This window comes from Winogradskyella litoriviva, assembly GCF_013249065.1.
GTDB classification, from domain to species: domain Bacteria; phylum Bacteroidota; class Bacteroidia; order Flavobacteriales; family Flavobacteriaceae; genus Winogradskyella; species Winogradskyella litoriviva.
Window position 1 is genome coordinate 136,346 of sequence record NZ_JABRWQ010000007.1, and the last position, 19,711, is coordinate 156,056.

General features: G+C 31.1%; 21 protein-coding genes. 12 read left to right on the forward strand and 9 right to left on the reverse strand.

Annotated features, from left to right (window positions below):
- The first annotated feature begins 1 nt into the window (after window position 1).
- From HNV10_RS15515 to HNV10_RS15535, 5 genes are all read left to right on the forward strand, one after another.
- On the forward strand, window positions 2–226 hold the full coding sequence (locus tag HNV10_RS15515; RefSeq protein ID WP_173302311.1) for a hypothetical protein: 225 nt from the start codon (window positions 2–4) through the stop codon (window positions 224–226).
- A complete protein-coding gene (locus tag HNV10_RS15520; protein ID WP_173302312.1) occupies window positions 216–668 on the forward strand; it encodes a tRNA (cytidine(34)-2'-O)-methyltransferase in 453 nt (150 codons plus the stop codon). The genes HNV10_RS15515 and HNV10_RS15520 overlap by 11 nt, the downstream gene beginning before the upstream one ends.
- Window positions 669–755: 87 nt before the next feature.
- Window positions 756–1,100: an EF-hand domain-containing protein gene (locus HNV10_RS15525; protein ID WP_173302313.1), complete on the forward strand. Its 345-nt coding sequence runs from the start codon at window positions 756–758 to the stop codon at window positions 1,098–1,100.
- Window positions 1,101–1,225: 125 nt separating this feature from the next.
- Window positions 1,226–2,116 carry a YitT family protein gene (locus tag HNV10_RS15530; protein ID WP_173302314.1) on the forward strand — a complete coding sequence of 297 codons (891 nt, stop codon included), beginning with the start codon at window positions 1,226–1,228 and terminating at the stop codon, window positions 2,114–2,116.
- Between the two features lie 65 nt (window positions 2,117–2,181).
- Window positions 2,182–2,724: a DUF922 domain-containing protein gene (locus HNV10_RS15535; RefSeq protein ID WP_173302315.1), complete on the forward strand. Its 543-nt coding sequence runs from the start codon at window positions 2,182–2,184 to the stop codon at window positions 2,722–2,724.
- Window positions 2,725–2,758: 34 nt separating this feature from the next.
- Here the strand turns inward: HNV10_RS15535 and HNV10_RS15540 are convergent, their stop codons facing one another.
- From HNV10_RS15540 to HNV10_RS15550, 3 genes are read right to left on the reverse strand one after another with little or no spacing between them, the layout of a single operon-like run.
- Window positions 2,759–2,983 (reverse strand): VF530 family protein, encoded by a 225-nt coding sequence (locus HNV10_RS15540; protein WP_173302316.1) that lies wholly within the window; start codon window positions 2,981–2,983, stop codon window positions 2,759–2,761.
- 1 nt (window position 2,984) lies between these two features.
- Window positions 2,985–3,200: a DUF6500 family protein gene (locus HNV10_RS15545; protein ID WP_173302317.1), complete on the reverse strand. Its 216-nt coding sequence runs from the start codon at window positions 3,198–3,200 to the stop codon at window positions 2,985–2,987.
- Window positions 3,201–3,209: 9 nt separating this feature from the next.
- Entirely contained in the window at window positions 3,210–4,493 is a 1,284-nt protein-coding gene (locus tag HNV10_RS15550; RefSeq protein WP_173302318.1) for a DEAD/DEAH box helicase, read from the reverse strand.
- Between the two features lie 316 nt (window positions 4,494–4,809).
- Between HNV10_RS15550 and HNV10_RS15555 the strand changes: the two genes are divergently transcribed.
- The 3 genes from HNV10_RS15555 (at window position 4,810) to HNV10_RS15565 (ending at window position 9,571) form a co-directional block, all read left to right on the forward strand.
- Window positions 4,810–5,742, forward strand: coding sequence for a TIGR01212 family radical SAM protein (locus tag HNV10_RS15555; protein ID WP_173302319.1), 933 nt, complete (start codon window positions 4,810–4,812; stop codon window positions 5,740–5,742).
- A gap of 272 nt (window positions 5,743–6,014) precedes the next feature.
- The gene (locus HNV10_RS15560) at window positions 6,015–8,384 is read left to right on the forward strand and encodes a TonB-dependent receptor (protein WP_173302320.1); all 2,370 of its coding nucleotides are present in this window, start codon (window positions 6,015–6,017) and stop codon (window positions 8,382–8,384) included.
- Window positions 8,385–8,446: 62 nt separating this feature from the next.
- On the forward strand, window positions 8,447–9,571 hold the full coding sequence (locus tag HNV10_RS15565) for a PepSY-associated TM helix domain-containing protein (RefSeq protein ID WP_173302321.1): 1,125 nt from the start codon (window positions 8,447–8,449) through the stop codon (window positions 9,569–9,571).
- Between the two features lie 39 nt (window positions 9,572–9,610).
- On the opposite strand, the gene HNV10_RS15570 is transcribed toward HNV10_RS15565, so the two are convergent.
- The 4 genes from HNV10_RS15570 to HNV10_RS15585 form a co-directional block, all read right to left on the reverse strand.
- Entirely contained in the window at window positions 9,611–10,336 is a 726-nt protein-coding gene (locus tag HNV10_RS15570) for a hypothetical protein (protein WP_173302322.1), read from the reverse strand.
- A 29-nt stretch (window positions 10,337–10,365) separates the two neighbouring features.
- Window positions 10,366–11,124 carry a peroxide stress protein YaaA gene (gene yaaA / locus HNV10_RS15575; RefSeq protein WP_173302323.1) on the reverse strand — a complete coding sequence of 253 codons (759 nt, stop codon included), beginning with the start codon at window positions 11,122–11,124 and terminating at the stop codon, window positions 10,366–10,368.
- A 401-nt stretch (window positions 11,125–11,525) separates the two neighbouring features.
- Window positions 11,526–12,557, reverse strand: a complete 1,032-nt coding sequence (locus HNV10_RS15580) for an RluA family pseudouridine synthase (protein ID WP_173302324.1) — start codon at window positions 12,555–12,557, stop codon at window positions 11,526–11,528.
- A 9-nt stretch (window positions 12,558–12,566) separates the two neighbouring features.
- Window positions 12,567–13,115 (reverse strand): PASTA domain-containing protein, encoded by a 549-nt coding sequence (locus HNV10_RS15585; RefSeq protein WP_173302325.1) that lies wholly within the window; start codon window positions 13,113–13,115, stop codon window positions 12,567–12,569.
- A 163-nt stretch (window positions 13,116–13,278) separates the two neighbouring features.
- Here HNV10_RS15585 and HNV10_RS15590 point away from each other — a divergent pair, with 163 nt between their 5' ends.
- From HNV10_RS15590 to HNV10_RS15605, 4 genes are all read left to right on the forward strand, one after another.
- On the forward strand, window positions 13,279–14,259 hold the full coding sequence (locus HNV10_RS15590) for a D-alanine--D-alanine ligase (RefSeq protein ID WP_173302326.1): 981 nt from the start codon (window positions 13,279–13,281) through the stop codon (window positions 14,257–14,259).
- A 47-nt stretch (window positions 14,260–14,306) separates the two neighbouring features.
- Window positions 14,307–14,915 carry a zinc-ribbon domain-containing protein gene (locus tag HNV10_RS15595; RefSeq protein WP_173302327.1) on the forward strand — a complete coding sequence of 203 codons (609 nt, stop codon included), beginning with the start codon at window positions 14,307–14,309 and terminating at the stop codon, window positions 14,913–14,915.
- A gap of 64 nt (window positions 14,916–14,979) precedes the next feature.
- On the forward strand, window positions 14,980–15,438 hold the full coding sequence (gene coaD / locus HNV10_RS15600) for a pantetheine-phosphate adenylyltransferase (protein WP_173302328.1): 459 nt from the start codon (window positions 14,980–14,982) through the stop codon (window positions 15,436–15,438).
- A gap of 123 nt (window positions 15,439–15,561) precedes the next feature.
- Complete coding sequence (locus tag HNV10_RS15605) at window positions 15,562–16,008, forward strand: HEAT repeat domain-containing protein (protein WP_241695524.1); 447 nt, start codon at window positions 15,562–15,564, stop codon at window positions 16,006–16,008.
- Window positions 16,009–16,033: 25 nt separating this feature from the next.
- On the opposite strand, the gene HNV10_RS15610 is transcribed toward HNV10_RS15605, so the two are convergent.
- Both HNV10_RS15610 and alaS read right to left on the reverse strand, forming a co-directional pair.
- Entirely contained in the window at window positions 16,034–16,987 is a 954-nt protein-coding gene (locus HNV10_RS15610; RefSeq protein WP_173302329.1) for a GSCFA domain-containing protein, read from the reverse strand.
- 39 nt (window positions 16,988–17,026) lie between these two features.
- Window positions 17,027–19,639, reverse strand: coding sequence for an alanine--tRNA ligase (gene alaS / locus HNV10_RS15615; RefSeq protein ID WP_173302330.1), 2,613 nt, complete (start codon window positions 19,637–19,639; stop codon window positions 17,027–17,029).
- Window positions 19,640–19,711: the final 72 nt, after the last annotated feature.

The following is a 19,711-nucleotide window of genomic DNA, read 5'->3' on the forward strand; positions in this document are numbered from 1 at the left end:
AATGAAAATATTAAATGATTGGAAACTTATAATTCTACTCTGTCTAACTTTAGGCTTAGCACCATTTTTTCCGGAACCACATATAGTTGGTAAAATAAGATGGATTGCAGGTGGTGCCAATGGCATGACGGTTAAAGACTGGTTTGATGTTGTGTTCCATGGATTTCCTTTTGTATTATTAATAAGATTAATTGTATTAAAAATAACAAAAAAGAATGCCACTTAACATTGTACTTATAGAACCCGAAATTCCGAACAATACAGGTAACATAGGTCGCTTGGCTTTAGCTTCTGGATCAAGGCTTCATTTAGTAAAACCTTTTGGTTTTGAAATTGATGACAAACGTTTAAAACGTGCTGGATTAGATTACTGGCAACACTTAGAAGTCTTATATTACGACAATATTGACGATTTTTTCAAAAAAAATAGTGAAGCTAAAATGGTTTTTCTTTCAAGCCATGGCAATAAAAATCATTGGGATATTAAGTTTACGGATAATTTGTTTTTAGTTTTTGGTAAAGAATCTGTTGGTTTACCTAAAGCTATTAAAGAAATGTACCAAAATCAACTATTTAAAATTCCTCTTTACAGTGAATCTATTAGAAGTTTAAATTTAGCGAACGCAGTAAGCATAATTGTGTATGAAGGTTTGCGACAACTAAACTAATAATACGTTTACTAAGAATTAATTGTTTTTAAACCTTTTTCACTTATCTTAGTCTCATTATATAAATGACCTTAAATTATTAAAATTATGATTATCAAAACAATAAAATCTGGATTAGTACTTTTAGCTATAGCTTCATTCTCTTTTGCAAGTGCACAAGATAAAGTTGAAGTACTGAATGAAAAAGCTATAAAAAGCTTTAAAAGCATTGATACCAATTTTGACGCAGCCATATCTTTAGATGAATTTAAAGCAAAACGAATGAAAGATGCTTCTAAAGAAGAGCAAATTGAAAAACGGTTTTTAAAAATAGATACAGACAAAAATGGATCTTTAAGCCTTGAAGAATATACTTTGGCTTTTGAAAATAGAAAGAAATCTATGCAAAAAAGAATATTAAAAAAGACAGAAGAGGATATAAAAAAGGATTAAATATTTAAACCTAACAGATTCCTATAATAACCAAACAAAAATCCTCTAAAGAATTAGAGGATTTTTTATTTTTAAAGTCTAATTATTTTTATTCCATAAACACCTACTAACCAACAACTCAACACTTGAAACACTCGAAAACATACAACTTAATCTCAGAATTTGGACAAATTGCATTTGGCGTCTTTTTGGCGAGTATTGGTTTAAAGCTTTTTTTGTTACCAAATAACTTTTTAGATGGAGGCGTTACAGGAATGGCACTTTTAATAAGAACACAACTCGATATTAACATTTCTATCTTATTAGTTTTATTAAGTATTCCGTTTCTCATTCTGGGCTATTTCACAGTATCCAAGCGGATTGTAATAAAATCCATAATTAGTATCATAGGTTTAGCTTTTATTCTTCATTTTGAAAATTTTGAAACCATAACAAACGACAAACTACTTATTTCAATTTTTGGAGGGTTATTTTTAGGTGCAGGAATTGGTATAGCCATTAGAAATGGATCTGTACTTGATGGCTCAGAAATTTTAGGTGTTTATATTAATGATAAATTTGGAGTAAGTATTGGAAAAGTAATTTTAGGTTTTAATATTATACTTTTTAGCATAACAGCTTGGGTAATTTCTACCGAAGTTGCACTTTATTCTATTCTAACATACATTGTAACAGCAAAAGTTACTGACCTAACCATTGAAGGGTTTGAAGATTTTATTGGAGTTACCATTGTGTCTAATAATTATGTTGAAATTAAGTACGCCATAATGAAAGAATTAGGAGCTGGATTAACAACTTACAAAGGCTCAAAAGGTTTTGGTAGCCAAGGTGCTCAAGAAGATTTTGATATAATTCATACCATAATTAATCGTATTGATATAAAGAAAATGCACCGAATAATAGACAAAATAGATGATAAAGCCTTTATAGTTGAATTTGACGTTAACTCTGTGAAAGGTGGTGTTCTACGTCATTATTTAGATAAAAAGAAGAATAAACATTTACCTAAATTGTAACCAAAATCATATTATTGAAGTACAAATTAATATACTTATAAAGACTTAATATATTGAGCAAAAAAATGGATAAAATAAAAATTTTAAGTTTGTTAATCTTATTTCTAATGTTTTCTTCAACCATAAAGTCGCAGTCTATAATAAAATGGTCAAAAGATAAAAAACTAACATGGTCCGATTTTAAAGGTCCTCCTAATTTAGACGTCATTGCATATGCACAAACTGCCTATAAAATTGAAATACTACCAAGTAATGTACAGGTAGATGATGAAAACAATATTCAGAACTACACAGCCATGACGGCTGAAGCTGTTTTTTATACACAAGAATCTTGGGTTTATGAAAAAAGCGACTATTTACTTAAGCACGAACAGCTGCATTTTGACATTGCAGCATTGTTTGCCAATAAAATAAAAATAGCGTTCAATACATTAATAAAAGCGAAAAATGCCAATTTCGATTCCTATTTAGAAGTGTATCAAAAATTGTGGGCTAAATGTTTAGAAACTCAGAAAAAATACGATACAGAAACCCAGCATGGTCAGCTTGTAAAAGAGAACGATGAATGGATAGAAAGAATTAATAATGAAATAAATAGCATCGAATAAACTTACCATTTAGAGTAATGAATTACAATTAAACCTATCGCTTATTCTTCAACATTTTTAAATACATATCCTCAACTTTTGTCCGAGCCCAAGGTGTTCGTCTTAAAAATTTTAAACTAGATTTTATAGAAGGATTATGAGTAAAACAGCGAATATTGATTTGATAACCCATATACTCCCAACCATAATGCGCTTGCAATTCTGTAATTATCTGTTCTAGTTTAACACCATGCAACGGATTATTGGGTTGTACAGACATACTACAAACTATTCACTAAAGCTTTAATCTTAACTGCCTTTTCAAAATGATTTAATTGATGAGTTTTTATCCACCAAGTTGCAGCTTCCATTAATAACTCTGGGTTATCATTTTTATTTTTAAAAAACGCATAAAATGAAATCCCAACATTAGTTCCTTTTTGAGCAATTTTTTTGTCACAAACTGTGATAATTTTATGTTTTAGAATGGTTGTCATAAAATATAATTATCGTCTGCTATCGTTATTTCGGTTACGATTACGACTTTTGTTTTTATTTGAATTTCTATTATTGCTAGCTTTCCTATTTCCAGAATTCCTATCATTTCTACCTCTATTTCTATTCTGACCTGGTTTTATAGGTTCTGTTGAAGCATTAGGGTCAGGCTCAAAACCTTCCACTATTTCAACTTCAATTTTTATGTTAATCAGCTTCTCAATACTTTTTAAATAACTCGTCTCATCCGCACTTACTAAAGAAATAGCTTCACCACTGGCTCCTGCTCTTCCTGTTCTACCTATTCTATGAACATAATCTTCAGAAATATTAGGCAATTCAAAATTTATAACATGCGGCAGTAGCGGAATATCTAATCCTCTTGCTGCAATATCTGTAGCCACTAAAACTCTTACCGAACTATTTTTAAATCCTGCTAAAGCCTTTGTTCTGGCACCTTGGCTCTTATTACCATGTATAGCAGCTGCAGTAATACCAGAACTAATCATTTTTTTACATAGTTTATTTGCACCATGCTTTGTTCTTGTAAAAACTAAAACTTGCTTCCAATTGCCATCGGAAATCAATTTAATAATTAAACCTGTTTTTTTGCCTTTTGCAACTCTATAAACCTTTTGCTCAATAACCTCAACAGCTGTATTTTCTGGTGTAGCTTCAACTTGCACAGGATTGTTAAGAATAGAATAAGCCAATTTCTTTATATCTTTTGAAAACGTTGCAGAGAACAATAAATTCTGGCGCTTATTGGGCATTAACTTCATTACGCGCTCTATATCACGTAAAAAACCCATATCTAACATTCTATCTGCTTCATCTAAAACAAATATTTCCACGCGTTTTAAAGATAATAAACCTTGACTTTCTAAATCTATTAATCGTCCAGGCGTAGCTACTAAAACATCAACTCCTTTTCTTATAGTTGCTGCTTGTGGTTTTTGGTTAACACCTCCAAAAATTACAGCGCTTCTAATATTTAAAAACTCACTATATTCTTTAACATTAGCAAAAACTTGGGCTGCCAACTCACGTGTTGGTGTTAAGATTAATGCACGTATTGGTCTGTACTTTTCCTTAGGGTTCTCTGATAATAAATGAAGTAAAGGCAATGTAAAGCCTGCAGTTTTTCCTGTACCTGTTTGAGCAGAAGCTAAAATATCCTTTCCGTTTAAAATTGAAGGAATAGCTTTTTGTTGAATTGGTGAAGGTGTTTCGTATCCTTTTTTACTAACAGCACGAAGTAATGGCTCTGATAAGCCTAATGATTTAAATGACATACATCTATTTTAGTTAAGATGAATATCGTTTATAAATCTCACCTCTTTAATTTTTGGCGAAGTTACATTTAATTTATTCGATAACCCGTTTCTACTTTACTTTCTTATATTTTAAAGTAAAAAAGGAGATTGCAAAGAACTGCTATAATATTGAAATTCCGATGGCTACATCAATTAAAAAAGAGCTTTATTTTTAGAAAAGAGAGTATCTTAAAAATATTGCTTTTTGTTGTTTCTTTTTTATCATTTTCTTTAAGTAAGAAATCCTTTTTTCAGTAATCAAAATTAAAGGATAATCACTAATTTTGCTCTCCTCATGCGATTTAGCAATAATAAACGATACAACGATTATTCGTCTTTTATTAAAAGACGGTTTTCTGAGCGCGTCCAGAAAATCTCTCTAGACACAGGCTTTACTTGTCCTAACAGAGATGGAACAAAAGGCAGAGGTGGCTGTACTTACTGCAACAACAACAGTTTTAACCCAAACTATTGCAAACCAGATAAAAGTATTACGCAACAATTAGATGAAGGCATTTCATTCTTTTCAAAAAAATACAAAACACAACGCTATTTAGCCTATTTTCAAGCTTACACTAATACATATGCCGATATTAATTTGGTAAAACAGTTGTATAATGAAGCCGTAAATCATCCACAAGTAATTGGCTTGGTTATTGGTACACGACCAGATTGCATTAATGAAGATTTAATTAATTTTTTGTCTGAATTGTCTAAAGACTATTTTATTTCGTTAGAGTTTGGCGTAGAAAGCACTTTAGACAGAACTTTAAAAGATATTAACCGTTGTCATAGCTACAAAGAAACGGTTGATGCATACCAACTCGCCAAAAATAAAGGTTTGCATTTAGGTGCACACATGATTATTGGTTTACCTGGCGAAACCAAAGACGATATTTTAAACCATGCTATAGAATTATCTAAATTACCTATAAACAGTTTAAAGCTGCACCATTTACAAATTGTAAAACATACTATGATGGCGCACCAATTTAAGACAAACCCAACACAGTTTAGCTTTTATTCTGTTGAAGAATATATAGATTTGATTACCGAATTTGTTGGATTACTACGACCAGATATAATAATAGAACGTTTTATTAGCCAATCACCAAAGCATTTATTAATTGCGCCTAACTGGAATTTAAAGAATTACGAAATTGTAGATAAAATTGATAAAAAGTTAATTGAAAAGAACCTTTGGCAAGGGAAACAATGTTTACTATAATTGAAAAAACTAATGCTAGATTAATATTTAGCCTTTACCTAAGGTAACGCCTAAACGTCTTTATCTTTAAAAAATTGAAACATTTGCGTATTGTAAAATTGTTTCTAAGTACTAAAACCAACAAACAACCTTCTTTCTCTTCATTTTAAATCCCTAAAATCAAGTAGTTAAAAATTACTATTTAGATTTATTATAAATAATTTGGATAATCCATAATACATAAATAGATTTGCCAAAAATTATTATTTATATTAAGTCTAAATAAAATTAAGATGAAAAACCTTTTATCCACGTTAATGCTATTTGTTCTGATTCAGTTCAGTTATTCTCAAAATGCAAGTCTCTCAGGTAAAGTTGTAGATAACAACCAATCACCACTTATTGGTGTAAATATTACTGTGAAAAATACTGCAAAGGGTATTGAAACAAATGAAAATGGCGAATTTGAAATTACCAATATTGAAAACGGTACATACCAATTAATAATATCTTACATCGGCTTCAAAACCAAAGAAATTGAATTTACTATCTCTAACAATGAAAACATTTCACTAAATACCATAACACTCTATGAAGGCAATGAGATACTTAATGAAGTTGTTTTAGATGTTAATAGAAAAAACAAGTTTTCACGTAAGGAAAGCGCCTATGTTTCTAAAATGCCTTTAAAATACATAGACAATTCACAAGTTTATAATACAGTTACAAATCAATTATTAGTATCTCAAAATGTAAACACTTTTGAAGATGCAATAAAAAATGCAGCTGGTGTAACAAAATTATGGTCTTCCACGGGTAGAAGTGGTGATGGAGCTGGTTATTACTCTAGTAGAGGTTTTGCCGTACAGCCACAACTAGTTAATGGTGTACCTGGTATTACAAATGGTTTTATAAATCCATCTAATGTAGAACGTGTAGAAGTAATTAAAGGTCCTTCTGGTACTTTATTTGGTAGCAGTGTTACCTCTTATGGTGGTTTAATAAATATTATTACTAAAAAGCCTTACAAAGGAACTGGTGGAGAAATTTCTTTATCTGGAGGTTCTTACGATTTTTCTAAACTAAATGCAGATATTAATGTTAGTGCTAATGATAAGCTATCCTTTAGACTCAATGCTGGTTTTCAACAACAACACAGTTTTCAAGATGCAGGATTAAAAAAATCTGTTTTTATAGCACCTTCGTTGTCTTATCAGTTTAACAACAACCTTACGTTTAACTTCTCTTATGAAGCTTCTAGCAACGAACAAACAAACGAAACATTCTTATTTTTAAACCGTTATGCGCCCTTAGCGTTTAGTTCTATTGACGATTTAAATTACGACACCGAATTATCTTTTACGAGCAATGATGTTACCATTCAAAACATTACACAAAATTATCGTGGTGAATTAGCTTGGAAAATTTCAGACCAATGGTCTTCTCAAACCTTAATCTCTGGTGGCATTGCTAAATCTTTAGGGTATTATACGTACTTATGGAATGGGTCTGACGAGCTATTTAATTTATATGCACAAGACACAGATTCAAAAACAAAAACTACAAACCTTCAACAAAATTTCACTGGTACATTTAAAATAGGTGACTTACAAAATAAACTTTTAGTAGGTTTAGATTATTTAAATTACAACATTATAGATAATAGCTCAAATTGGGGTTATCTGCACACCATTAACTTACAAGGCGACTTAGTTTATGGAGAACCAGCCATTAACGAAGAAAACTTAAGTACAGCTTTAAATGGAATTGGCAATTTAAACAGTGATGTTAGCCAGAATATATTTGGAGCATACATTTCAGATGTTATAAACATTACACCTTCATTATCTGTAATGGGAAGTGTTCGTTACGATAGATTTGATTACCAAGGTGACAGAAATGATACTTCTGATGATGATACTGAATATATAGAATCTGCATTCTCTCCTAAATTTGGCATTGTATACCAGCCTATTCTAAATGAGTTATCAATTTTTGCCAATTACCAAAACGGATTTTCTTATCTAGACCCTCAATATATAACAGATTTTGATACAGGCGAAGTAACATTACAATCTTATGATGTAGAGCAAGCTAACCAATTTGAAGTTGGTGTAAAATCTAATTTATTTAACAATAAATTAGAAGCAACGTTAAGTTACTACAATATTAATGTAGATAATAAATACTATTGGGCAACGAAAACTCAAGATTTAGAAATTAATAGTCAAGGTATAGAATTAGAGATCAATGCAAATCCTATTGATAAGTTAAATATACATTCTGGTTTTAGCTTTAATGATTCTGAAATTACAAATTCTCCTTCTGCAACATTTTTAGAAGGCAACCGTTATGGTGAATCTGGACCTGAAATTACTTATAACCTCTGGGCTGATTATAAATTCTTTAAAAACTTTGGTGCAGGTCTTGGATTCAACGGACAATCTGAATACGATACCATGGTAGACTACAAATCTGTAACAGGTAGTTTTAACTTACCAGCCTACACTATTTTTAACGCCTCACTTTATTATGAAACCAATAAATATAGGGTTAGTGTAAAGGCAAATAATTTTACTGATGAAACCTATTATTCTGGTTGGAGTACAGTAACACCGCAACAAAGAAGAGAAATTATTGGCTCTTTTACGTTTAAATTTTAGAAAACAATTACTAAACAAAAGAGCAACTTTAATTAAAGTTGCTCTTTTTTAACATTGAACCAATGACATTTAAAAAGTTTATTTTTCAATTGCATAAAATACTAGGACTCGTAACTGGTATTGTTGTTTTTATAGTTGCCATAACAGGATGTTGCTGGGCTTTTAGAGATGAAATTGAAAGTACTTACAATGACTATAAAAAGGTTACACCACAAGAGCAAGCCATTCTTACGCCAACTGAAGCTAAAGATATAGCTAAAGCAGTGTTTCCAAATAATTCGGTTCATGGTACAATTTTTAAAAAATCAGATGATGCTATAGAGGTTATCTTCTATGATGGAGACCCAGAATTTTATCAAAGTGTATTTCTAAATCCATATACTGGTGAAGTTATTCAGGTAGATAACCATTTAACTGGTTTCTTTGCGTTTATATTAAAAGGTCATATGCGATTGTGGCTTCCTAAAGACATAGGAGAGCAAGTAGTAGGCGCTTCTATTTTAATTTTTATTCTAATTATAATTTCTGGTTTCATTTTATGGTTACCAAAAAAACGTAAAAATTTAAAACAACGATTAAAATTCGATTGGAAAAAAACAACGCGTTGGAAACGAAAAAACTTTGATTTACATACAGTCGTTGGTTTTTACATCTGTTCTTTTGCTTTAATTTTAGCATTTACTGGCTCAGTAATTTCATATAACTGGTTAAAATATGTTGTCTATGTTTCTGCAGGAGGTGATAAAGTACCTGCTTTTATAATTCCTGAAAATGTTAGTGAGTGGAAAGACAATGATGACACAATTCCTATGGATTATCTCATTGTAAAACTATTAAAAGAATCGCCTGAAGCTGAATCTTTTGAGCTACATTATCCAGAAACCAAAGAACAAAGTATATATGTTGAAGTTTCTAACAGTAAAGGCCTTTATTATGATTCTGATTATAGATTTTTTGACCAAATGACACTCGAAGAATTAGAAACTGATGCTATCTACGGAAAGTATAAAGATGCTAAATTTGCTGATAAACTATTACGTATGAATTTCGATATACACGTAGGTGCCATTGGCGGAATTGCAGGAAAAATTCTAGCGTTTTTAATTAGTTTAATTACCGCTACTTTGCCTATTACAGGGATTTTATTGTGGTATGGCAGAAATTACAAGAAAAAGAAAACTAACTAATACCAAGCTTCCTTTTTATTTAAGTACAGCTACAATATATTACTTGAGATTTTTTAATAGCCGTTCTACCTCAGCAATTGTAGTTCTGTAAATCCTACGGTTAGGCTTTGTCATGTATTGCGATTCTGCATAAATTTCATTTAGCAAATCTACACCTTCTTCACTCCTATTAGTCTCTAAATAGATTTTAGCCAATTCTAAGCGTTCAGCGTAATTAGAATATGGTCTATCAATCTGTTTTAATTCGGCTTCAGCTTCCTCAACCTTGTCTAATTCTTTTAAAGCTAGACCATAACAAAATTGCTGTTTAGAACCTTTAAATTCTGGTTTAGCTTTAATAAACTCAGCATGTTCAATTACACCAACGTAATCTTTAAGCTGAAAATAACACAGTATAAGTTGTTGCCGAGCATACAAATCATCCTGAACAGTATCTTGAAGCGTCTTTTTATAATTTAAAATCGCGTTAGGCATGTCATTATTTTGAACATAAGCATCAGCTAATTCTATTCTATTGGTATATGTATCTGAAAATTCTAGTTTCTTTTCTAAATCTTTTATCTTCTTTGTTGGATTGATAATGGATGTAATTTCATTTTGAATAACATCTGCATCTTTTTGATTATACACTTGTGTAAGAATATAAATGAGAGAACCCAAAACGGGTATAAAAAAAACAAGAAAATACCAATAATAAGGTTTGTGATTTTTATAAGCGTGATAAATACAAAATGCCTGAAGCGCAACAATTAAATAGTAATACATGGAGTAGGATTAGTATCTAAATATAGTAACTATCTTGTAAACACCAACTCATTTTCCGAAGATAATTCTTCGCTAAATCCGTAGTTTTCTAAATTAAACCCTTTAACATCATCTAAAGTTTTTGCATCTGTATCTATGATATACCTCGCCATTAAACCTCTCGCTAATTTGGCAAATATGGCAACAATTTTATACTGTCCGTTTTTAAATTCTTTAAACGCTACATTTACAACAGGTACTTTTAAGGCTTTAGTATCTATAGCTTTAAAATATTCGTTACTTGCTAGGTTAAGAAATAGTTCGTCATCATCTAAGTCATCATTTAAAGCTTTTGTGACTTTCTTTTTCCAGAATTCATATAAGTTTTTGTTTTTACCAACTGGCATTTTAGTTCCCATTTCTAAGCGGTAAGGCTGAATTAAATCTAATGGTTTTAAAACACCATATAAACCAGATAATATTCTAACCGTATTTTCTACTTTATCTAATTTATCAGTATGAATTGTATAGGCATCTAATCCTCTGTAAACGTCGCCACTGAATGCATATATGGCTTGTCTTGCATTGTCTGCTGTAAATGGTAATGTCCATTCCTGATTACGCTCGTAATTTAATTGTCCTAGATTATCTGAAATATGCATCAGATTAGATAAACTTTTTGCCGACTTCTTTTTTAATAATTTATTTAAACGTTCTGATTCCGCTAAAAAACGACTTTCCGTTGTTTTAGTGGTTGGTAATTTAGTGTCGTAATCTAAAGATTTTGCTGGTGATAGTACTAATTTCATATCTATTTGCTGCTATTGCAGAACTCTAATTTATGGTTAAACGCTTCTTCTTTATCAATAGTAAAAATACAATGTATCTTAAAGATTTTCTAATTATTGCGAATACTAAAATTGATATCACTATAAGAAATATCTATGCGTGTTTTGTTTTTAATTCAAAAAACAAATAGGTATTCTATTCGATACGACAGATTAAATTCACTAACGCTGGGAAAGCGCGTTAAGGATGGAAACGGCATCCTTTTTTGAGGCACGAAAAAAAGATATAGTGAACAGCCTGGTTATTTTTTTCTGCAAGGTTTTAAAAACCTTGTAGGATTAGAAAAATAAAACGCCAAAAAAATTCCGGTTAGACTATTGGTTATTGATTTGTACTTAGAGATTCCTGCTTTCGCAGGAATTTAGGCATGCTTTGCATATTGTCTCCACTTCTCCACACATTGTGCGATATCCTCAGGAATTTCAGATTCGAATTTCATGAATTCTCCTGTGGTTGGATGCACAAAACCAAGTGTTTTTGCATGTAAGGCTTGTCTCGGTAAAATCTTGAAACAGTTTTCTACAAACTGCTTATACTTTGTAAATGTGGTACCTTTTAAAATGCGTTCACCTCCATAACGTTCGTCATTAAAAAGGGTGTGGCCAATATGTTTCATGTGTACACGGATTTGGTGTGTACGTCCAGTTTCGAGCTTACAACTTACCAACGTTACATAACCTAAACGTTCTAAAACTTTAAAATGTGTAACAGCTGGTTTGCCTTGTTCTTCTTCGTCTTCTAAGAACACCGTGTTCTGCAATCTATTTTTTGGATGACGACCAATATTGCCTTCAATGGTACCTTCGTCCTCTTCAATATTTCCCCAAACGAGAGCAACATATTCGCGCTCACTTGTCTTTTTTGCAAACTGATTAGAGAGATGTGCCATGGCTTGTTCGGTTTTAGCAACCACTAACAATCCGCTTGTATCTTTATCTATTCTATGCACCAAACCTGGTCTTTCGCTTGAGTTGTTTGGTAAATTTTCGAAATGAAAAATTAAACCATTAATCAATGTACCCGAATAGTTTCCGTGTCCTGGATGCACCACCATACCTGCTGGTTTGTTTACAACAAGCAAATCATCATCTTCGTATACCACATCAATAGGAATATCTTCTGCAATTAAAAGATTTTCGTGTGGTGGATGCTCAAACTTTACAGTGATATAATCGTTCGGTTTTACCTTGTAATTAGATTTTACAGGTACATCATTCACAAAAATACTTCCGTCTTTTGCTGCAGCTTGAATTTTATTACGCGTCGCATTCTCTATAAAATTCATTAAGTATTTATCGATACGAAGTGGCTGCTGACCAGCGACTACTCTAAAAGCATGATGCTCGTAAAGTTCGTTTTCTCCTTCGTCTGAAATATCAGGAATATTTGGCATTGAATTGTTTTATAATTTACCGTTTCCTAACACCAAGTCTATCTTAGATGTTAATGGTAATTTTGTACCTGCTTTAAGAGGTTTGCCTTTATAAGACATAGACATTACGCCTTCTCCAATAGCATCTTTATACGTAATTTCTCCTACTTTAAAACCTAGAGCTTCTAACTGTGGCTTCGCTTGTCTAAATGTAAATTTTAAAATATTTGGCACTTCTACTTTACGGTAATCAGAAGGATTTAATATTAAATAAATCTTTCTATTTTCCTTTACTTGAGAACCTGCTGCTGGCTTTTGTTCTATTACAGAATATTTTGGGTATTTTGGATTGAAATTAGCTGAATCTTGAATTTTAAGCGTTAAATCTAAATCCTTTAATTCTATACCAACAGTTTCTAAAGATTTACCTTTTAAATCTGGTACAATTACAAATTCGCCGTGATTGGTAGAAATATTTAACCATTTTAAAACAATAAAACATAAAACAACAAGCGCTACAATGGCTAATGCTATTTGTTTAAAAAACACTTTACTGGTAAGAAACTTAACTAAACTCATAAGCTATATAATTGTGGACAAAACTAAGAAATTCTAACGTTATATTAACGTCTCGTAAATAAAATACGTACCAACAAGAGATTTAGTTTATTAAAAATAAATTATACATTTACGCTATCGCTTATTTAAACTAATATAAACCCATTTATTTGGGAGATTAAAGATGAAAAAAAATATTGCAATTATAATGGGTGGCTATTCTAGCGAATACAAGATTTCCCTAAAAAGTGGTAATGTGGTTTACAACACCTTAGATAAAACTAAGTATAACGCTTTTCGTATTCATATTTTTAAAGAGAAATGGGTTTTTGTTAATGAATTAGATGAAGAATTTTTGGTTGATAAAAATGATTTTTCGGTTCTAGTAGATGGTACTAAAATAACTTTCGATTGTGTGTTTAACGCCATACATGGTTCGCCAGGAGAAGATGGTTTTATGCAAGCTTATTTTGAATTGTTAGACATACCACAAACCAGCTGCGATATGTACCAAGCTGCATTAACTTATAATAAGCGCGATTTATTAGCAACCTTAAAACCTTACGGTATTAAAACGGCTGAAAGTTATCCGCTTAACTTCGGAGACCAAATAGATGAAGATGCTATTATCGCCAAAGTAGGTTTACCTTGTTTTGTAAAAGCAAATAAAGCTGGTAGTAGTTTTGGGATTTCTAAAGTGTATAAAAAGGAAGATTTACAAGCTGCAATAGACAACTCATTTAAAGAAGATAACGAAATTATTATTGAACAATTTTTAGATGGTGTTGAAGTTTCTGTTGGTGTTATTTCTTATAAAGGTGAAACTTTAGTTTTACCAATTACAGAGATTGTTTCAGAGAATGATTTCTTTGATTACCAAGCTAAATACGAAGGAAAATCTCAAGAAATTACACCTGCTCGTATTTCTGATGAATATGCCAACAAAGTAAATATTGAAGCCAAACGCATTTATGAAATTCTAAAGATGAAAGGTTTCTCTAGAAGTGAATTTATTTTTAAAAACGATGAACCTTATTTGCTAGAAGTTAATACAGTTCCAGGTTTAACCAACGAAAGTATTTTACCACAGCAAGCCGCAAAAGCTGGCATTAGCATGGAAGATTTATTTGAAAATGCTATAGAAGAAACCATTAATAACGGCTGAGTAACTTTTTTTTTTACTAAATTAACCAAAACAATCAACCTTAGCTTATGATATTTTACGGAACTAGCTCATCGCGTCTAAAAGATGGCAGATTAAACAGTGTTACTTGCCCAAATTGTAAAGAACAAACATCAATGAATTATAGTGTATTTGGTAAATACGCCTACATTTATTGGATTCCTTTATTTCCACTCGGAAAAACAAATGTTTTAGAATGTAATAATTGTAAAAAAACATACAAACTAAAAGAATTACCTGAACAAATAAAACATAAATTTGAATTAGAAAAGCACAAAGGTATTCCTCTAAAACATTTTAGTGGATTAGCCATTATTGCTGCAATTATAGCTTGGTTTTCATATTCTAACGCAAGAGATAAGGAATTATCTGCAGATTATATAAAAGCACCACAAATAGGAGATATTTACAGAACTGAAGGTAGTACTTCTAGTCGCTATACAACATCAAAAGTTGTAAGCATTACAAATGATAGTATCTACCTTATTTTTAATGATTTTGAAGTTGATAAAAAATCTGGAATTGGCGAAATAGATATTAAAGCTAATTATAGTCCCTCTAATAAAGAAGGTTACACTTTAAAAGAATTACAAGATTTGTTTGAAGACGAAATAATATACCAAATAGACAGAGATTAAATAACTATCTTGCAACAAACATTATTTTTAATATAATTTTTCAGCCTAAAAAGTCCATTATTTTATGAAACGTGCATTATTCCCTGGATCTTTTGATCCCATTACAAACGGACACTTCGATATTATAAAACGTGGCGTAAAAGTATTTGATGAAATTGTAGTTGCAATAGGTATCAATGCAGATAAAAAATATATGTTCTCGTTAGAAGAACGAAAAGCTTTTATTGAAAAATCTTTTAAAAATGAACCTAAAGTAAAAGTCGTTACTTACAATGGCTTAACAATTGACTTTTGCAAAGAAATTGATGCCGAATTTATTTTAAGAGGTTTAAGAAATCCTGCTGATTTTGAATTTGAAAAAGCCATAGCGCATACCAACAGAAGACTTTCTAAAATTGAAACTGTATTCTTATTAACTGCTGCTAAAACGTCTTTTATATCATCTTCAATAGTTAGAGATGTAATTAGAAACAATGGTGACTATACGGTTTTAGTACCTGAAAGCGTTAGAGTTAATAAATAAAAAAATAAATATACTTATCAAAAAAAGCTCAAATCTAAATGATTTGAGCTTTTTTGTTTCTAACTAAAAATGTAACAAACAGACTCATTTTACTACATATTATTAATAAGTCATATTAATTTTATGTTACATCAGCTTACATATGCATTTTTTAAACTGAATCTAACTCAGCCTTCAGATAACACAATAATGCATTGGGTTAATACCAACGCTGTTGCTGAATTAGAATATGCACTTAAACACGGAAATTATAAAACGCGTCAATTAGCTGCTGAAGGTTTAGAACATGTTGGTAGACCATCTTCAATTCCGGTATTATTGCATGCTATAAACGATAAAATTCAAAATGTATCTATTGCTGCACTAAATGCATTAGAAGCTTTAGGTTGTACAGACGAACTTATTATATCTATTACAAGTAAACGTTTTAATTGGGTAAAACAAATTAGAGACCAAAAAGAAAAACGAAACATCCCAAAAAATAAAAAGCACAATATTTATCGTTGGCAACGTGCCAGTAAAAAATCTTTTGAGCGCGTAAAAGCACAGCTTAAAAAACCGATACGTTAATCTCTATTTTACGATTAGCTTTAATTTAATGGAAATTCATAAATGGGAATTCAGACTCTAAACTTTCAATATCTGATTGAAGTTTTAAAAGAAATTTTTGATGCGCTTCGGAATTTGAATTAAATGGTCGATGTGCTTTTCTAGACTGAATTGAACTGACTTTTTCTAAAGTTTTTAGAGCAGTTTTAGATAACCAAACTGCCATGAATTTTTCCCATATATAATTTACAGCCGTAGTATTAGGATGCAGCATGTCTTCATTGTAAAAACGGTAATCTCTTAACTCATCCATCATAATTTCATAAGACGGAAAATAATAAAGCTGTTCTCTAGGTTCTACAACCTGATGGATTGCAGCTAACAAATGGGACTTACTTTGCTTGTTTTCTACAAAGCCATCTTTAATATGTCGCACTGGAGACACAGTAAATAAAAATGAAATCTTAGGATTTATACGTTTTACCAAACTAACAATTGCGTCAATAGATTCTGCTATTTGTTCTACAGAAAGCAATTCTTTTAAAAAATGTTTTTGAGGCAGTTTATGGCAATTAGCAACAATTTTATCAGACGATATATACCTATAAACCCAACTAGTACCTAATGTAATTATAATATGACTTGTGTTTAGGAGATAATTATTAACCTCATCAATTTGAGCATTAAGCGCATCTAATAACGCATCTTTTGAAGTGCTGCTTAATTTTGAATGTGCCTCTAAACAACACCATTGCTCATTATAAAAATGTAATTCGTCTTCAGAATAATAATCTTTATTTATAGCACGAGTTATTAAATTCTCAATTGCTAATGGATGAAACAAAATACCAAAAGGATTAACTTTAGTTTGAAATTTAAAATACTCAAACTTATCTCCAATATTTTCTGAAAAACATGAACCGAGCAGCAAAATCTTAGAGTTATAATCTAATAAATTATACTCTTGTTTTTTAAGCGGTATTATAGTTTGTAAATTCATTTACTAACGAATTCTGAAACACGTTCAGAATATAAATTCTTATAAATAACCTTTAGCCGCTTCCAAAGCAGCTTCAATGCCTGCAGGATTTTTACCACCAGCAGTTGCAAAGAAGGGTTGTCCTCCACCTCCACCTTGGATGTGTTTTCCTAATTCTCTAACAATAGTGCCAGCATTTAGACCTTTACTCGCTACTAATTCTTTAGAAATGTAACAAGACAGAATGGCCTTTCCATTATTCTCGGCACCAAATAATAAAACTAAATTATCAAACTGACTTCCTAATTCAAAACAAACATCTTTAATGCCAGCAGCATCCAAATCGAGTTTTTTAGCTAAAAACTGAATCCCATTAATTTCGGTTAACTCGTTTTTTAATTCACCCTTAATATTTTTCGCCTTATCTTTTAATAAACCTTCTATTTGCTTTTTTAAATCGGTATTTTCATCTTGAAGATTTTGTAAAGCTTTTACAGGTTCTTTTGCATTATTTAAAAGCCCTTTCATTTTCTGATATAACGCATCGTTTTCAGCAAAATATTCTTTTACAGATTTGTTTGTTATGGCTTCAATTCGTCTTATTCCTGCAGCAACAGCACCTTCAGAGACTATTTTAAAATGCCATATATCTGAAGTGTTATTTACATGAATTCCACCACAGAGTTCAATAGAATTACCAAAACGAATCGTCCTAACTGTATCACCATATTTCTCTCCAAATAATGCCATGGCACCTTCTTCAATAGCTTTTTCCATCGGAATATTTCTTTCTTCTTCTAATGGTAATTTGCCTTCTATTCTTGCATTAACAAAGTCTTCAATCTCTTGTAATTGTTCTGGTGTTACTTTAGAAAAATGTGAAAAATCAAATCTTAAAGATTTCGGTTTTACCAATGACCCTTTTTGCTCTACGTGCTCTCCTAGTATTGTTCTTAAAGCTTGATGTAGCAAATGTGTTGCTGTATGATTACTAGATGATAATGCTCTATGCTCGTTATTTACTACAGCTTTAAAATTATCATTAATATGTTCTGGCAATTCTTTAGTAAAATGAATAATAACGTTATTTTCTTTCTTTGTATCTAAAATATAAACAACATTACCATTAATATCTTCTAAAAATCCCTTGTCACCAATTTGCCCACCACCTTCTGCATAAAATGGTGTTAAGTTGAAAACCAACTGATACATTTCCCCATCTTTTTTAGATGTTACTTTTCTATATCTTGTGATTTTTACATTAGCTTCTAATGCATCATAGCCAATAAACTCTTCTACATCATCTTCAATTAAAATAGTCCAATCTTCAGTTGAAGTTTCACTTGCCGATCGCGATCTATTTTTTTGTTTCTGTAATTCTTCGTTAAACCCTTTTTCATCGAGTTTTAAATCTTTTTCAGATAGAATTAATGCTGTTAAATCTATAGGGAATCCATAAGTATCATATAATTCGAATGCTTTTTCACCAGAAACAGTATCTCCTTTAGTTTCTTCAACAATACGGTTTAGCAAAACTAAACCTTGATCTAAGGTTCTTAAAAAAGAGGCTTCCTCTTCTTTAATTACATTTTCAATTAATTGTTTTTGTGCTTTTAATTCTGGGAAAGCATCTCCCATTTTTTTACTTAATACATCAACTAAACGATATATTAAAGGTTCTTTTTTATCTAAGAATGTAAATCCATATCTCACTGCTCTTCGTAAAATTCTTCGAATAACATAACCAGCACCTGTATTACTTGGTAACTGACCATCTGCTATTGAAAAAGCAACAGCTCTTACGTGGTCTGAAATAACACGAATTGCAACATCAACCTCCTCATTATTACCATATTTTTTATCCGTAATAGTTTCTATCTCGCGTATAATTGGTGTAAAAACATCGGTATCATAATTAGATTGCACGCCTTGTAAAACCATACAAAGACGCTCAAATCCCATACCTGTATCAATATGTTTATTTGGTAAGTCTTCAAGTGTACCATTTGCTTTTCGGTTGTATTGCATAAAAACCAAATTCCAGACTTCAACCACATGTGGATGATCCATATTAATCAATGTCTTTCCATCAACCTTAACTCTTTCTTCTTTAGATCTAATATCTACATGGATTTCACTACAAGGTCCACAAGGTCCTTGATCTCCCATCTCCCAAAAATTATCTTTCTTATTACCTTTTAAAATTCGGTCTTCAGCAATATATTGCTTCCAAATATCATAAGCTTCTGTATCCATACCAAGCTTATCTGTATCATCACTACCTTCAAAAACAGTTACGTATAAAATATCCTTATCAATACCGTAAACCTCTGTTAAGAGTTCCCAAGCCCAAGCAATGGCTTCTTTTTTAAAGTAATCACCAAAACTCCAGTTTCCTAACATTTCGAACAACGTATGGTGATATGTATCATAACCAACTTCTTCTAAATCATTATGTTTCCCAGAAACACGTAAACATTTTTGAGAATCTGAAATTCTATTTTTCTTTGGTTCTGCATTTCCTAAAAAGTACTCTTTAAAAGGTGCCATCCCAGAATTAACAAACATTAAAGTTGGGTCATCTTTTAAAACCATTGGTGCAGAAGGCACAATTAGATGTTGTTTTCCTTCAAAGAAACTTAAAAATTTAGAACGGATTTCTTGAGACTTCATATATTGTAATTAGAGCTTGTTTTTAATAAATTAGCGTAAATGAAAAACATTTTTTTATCTTTGGACGTTACG

Bases quoted from the DNA above. Each gene is read 5' to 3' on its own strand.
- HNV10_RS15515 (WP_173302311.1), top strand. From the start codon at position 2: ATGAAAATATTAAATGATTGGAAACTTATAATTCTACTCTGTCTAACT.
- HNV10_RS15520 (WP_173302312.1), top strand. From the start codon at position 216: ATGCCACTTAACATTGTACTTATAGAACCCGAAATTCCGAACAATACA.
- HNV10_RS15525 (WP_173302313.1), top strand. From the start codon at position 756: ATGATTATCAAAACAATAAAATCTGGATTAGTACTTTTAGCTATAGCT.
- HNV10_RS15535 (WP_173302315.1), top strand. From the start codon at position 2,182: ATGGATAAAATAAAAATTTTAAGTTTGTTAATCTTATTTCTAATGTTT.
- HNV10_RS15540 (WP_173302316.1), bottom strand. From the start codon at position 2,983: ATGTCTGTACAACCCAATAATCCGTTGCATGGTGTTAAACTAGAACAG.
- HNV10_RS15545 (WP_173302317.1), bottom strand. From the start codon at position 3,200: ATGACAACCATTCTAAAACATAAAATTATCACAGTTTGTGACAAAAAA.
- HNV10_RS15550 (WP_173302318.1), bottom strand. From the start codon at position 4,493: ATGTCATTTAAATCATTAGGCTTATCAGAGCCATTACTTCGTGCTGTT.
- HNV10_RS15555 (WP_173302319.1), top strand. From the start codon at position 4,810: ATGCGATTTAGCAATAATAAACGATACAACGATTATTCGTCTTTTATT.
- HNV10_RS15560 (WP_173302320.1), top strand. From the start codon at position 6,015: ATGAAAAACCTTTTATCCACGTTAATGCTATTTGTTCTGATTCAGTTC.
- HNV10_RS15565 (WP_173302321.1), top strand. From the start codon at position 8,447: ATGACATTTAAAAAGTTTATTTTTCAATTGCATAAAATACTAGGACTC.
- HNV10_RS15570 (WP_173302322.1), bottom strand. From the start codon at position 10,336: ATGTATTACTATTTAATTGTTGCGCTTCAGGCATTTTGTATTTATCAC.
- yaaA (WP_173302323.1), bottom strand. From the start codon at position 11,124: ATGAAATTAGTACTATCACCAGCAAAATCTTTAGATTACGACACTAAA.
- HNV10_RS15580 (WP_173302324.1), bottom strand. From the start codon at position 12,557: ATGCCAAATATTCCTGATATTTCAGACGAAGGAGAAAACGAACTTTAC.
- HNV10_RS15585 (WP_173302325.1), bottom strand. From the start codon at position 13,115: ATGAGTTTAGTTAAGTTTCTTACCAGTAAAGTGTTTTTTAAACAAATA.
- HNV10_RS15590 (WP_173302326.1), top strand. From the start codon at position 13,279: ATGAAAAAAAATATTGCAATTATAATGGGTGGCTATTCTAGCGAATAC.
- HNV10_RS15595 (WP_173302327.1), top strand. From the start codon at position 14,307: ATGATATTTTACGGAACTAGCTCATCGCGTCTAAAAGATGGCAGATTA.
- coaD (WP_173302328.1), top strand. From the start codon at position 14,980: ATGAAACGTGCATTATTCCCTGGATCTTTTGATCCCATTACAAACGGA.
- HNV10_RS15605 (WP_241695524.1), top strand. From the start codon at position 15,562: ATGTTACATCAGCTTACATATGCATTTTTTAAACTGAATCTAACTCAG.
- HNV10_RS15610 (WP_173302329.1), bottom strand. From the start codon at position 16,987: ATGAATTTACAAACTATAATACCGCTTAAAAAACAAGAGTATAATTTA.
- alaS (WP_173302330.1), bottom strand. From the start codon at position 19,639: ATGAAGTCTCAAGAAATCCGTTCTAAATTTTTAAGTTTCTTTGAAGGA.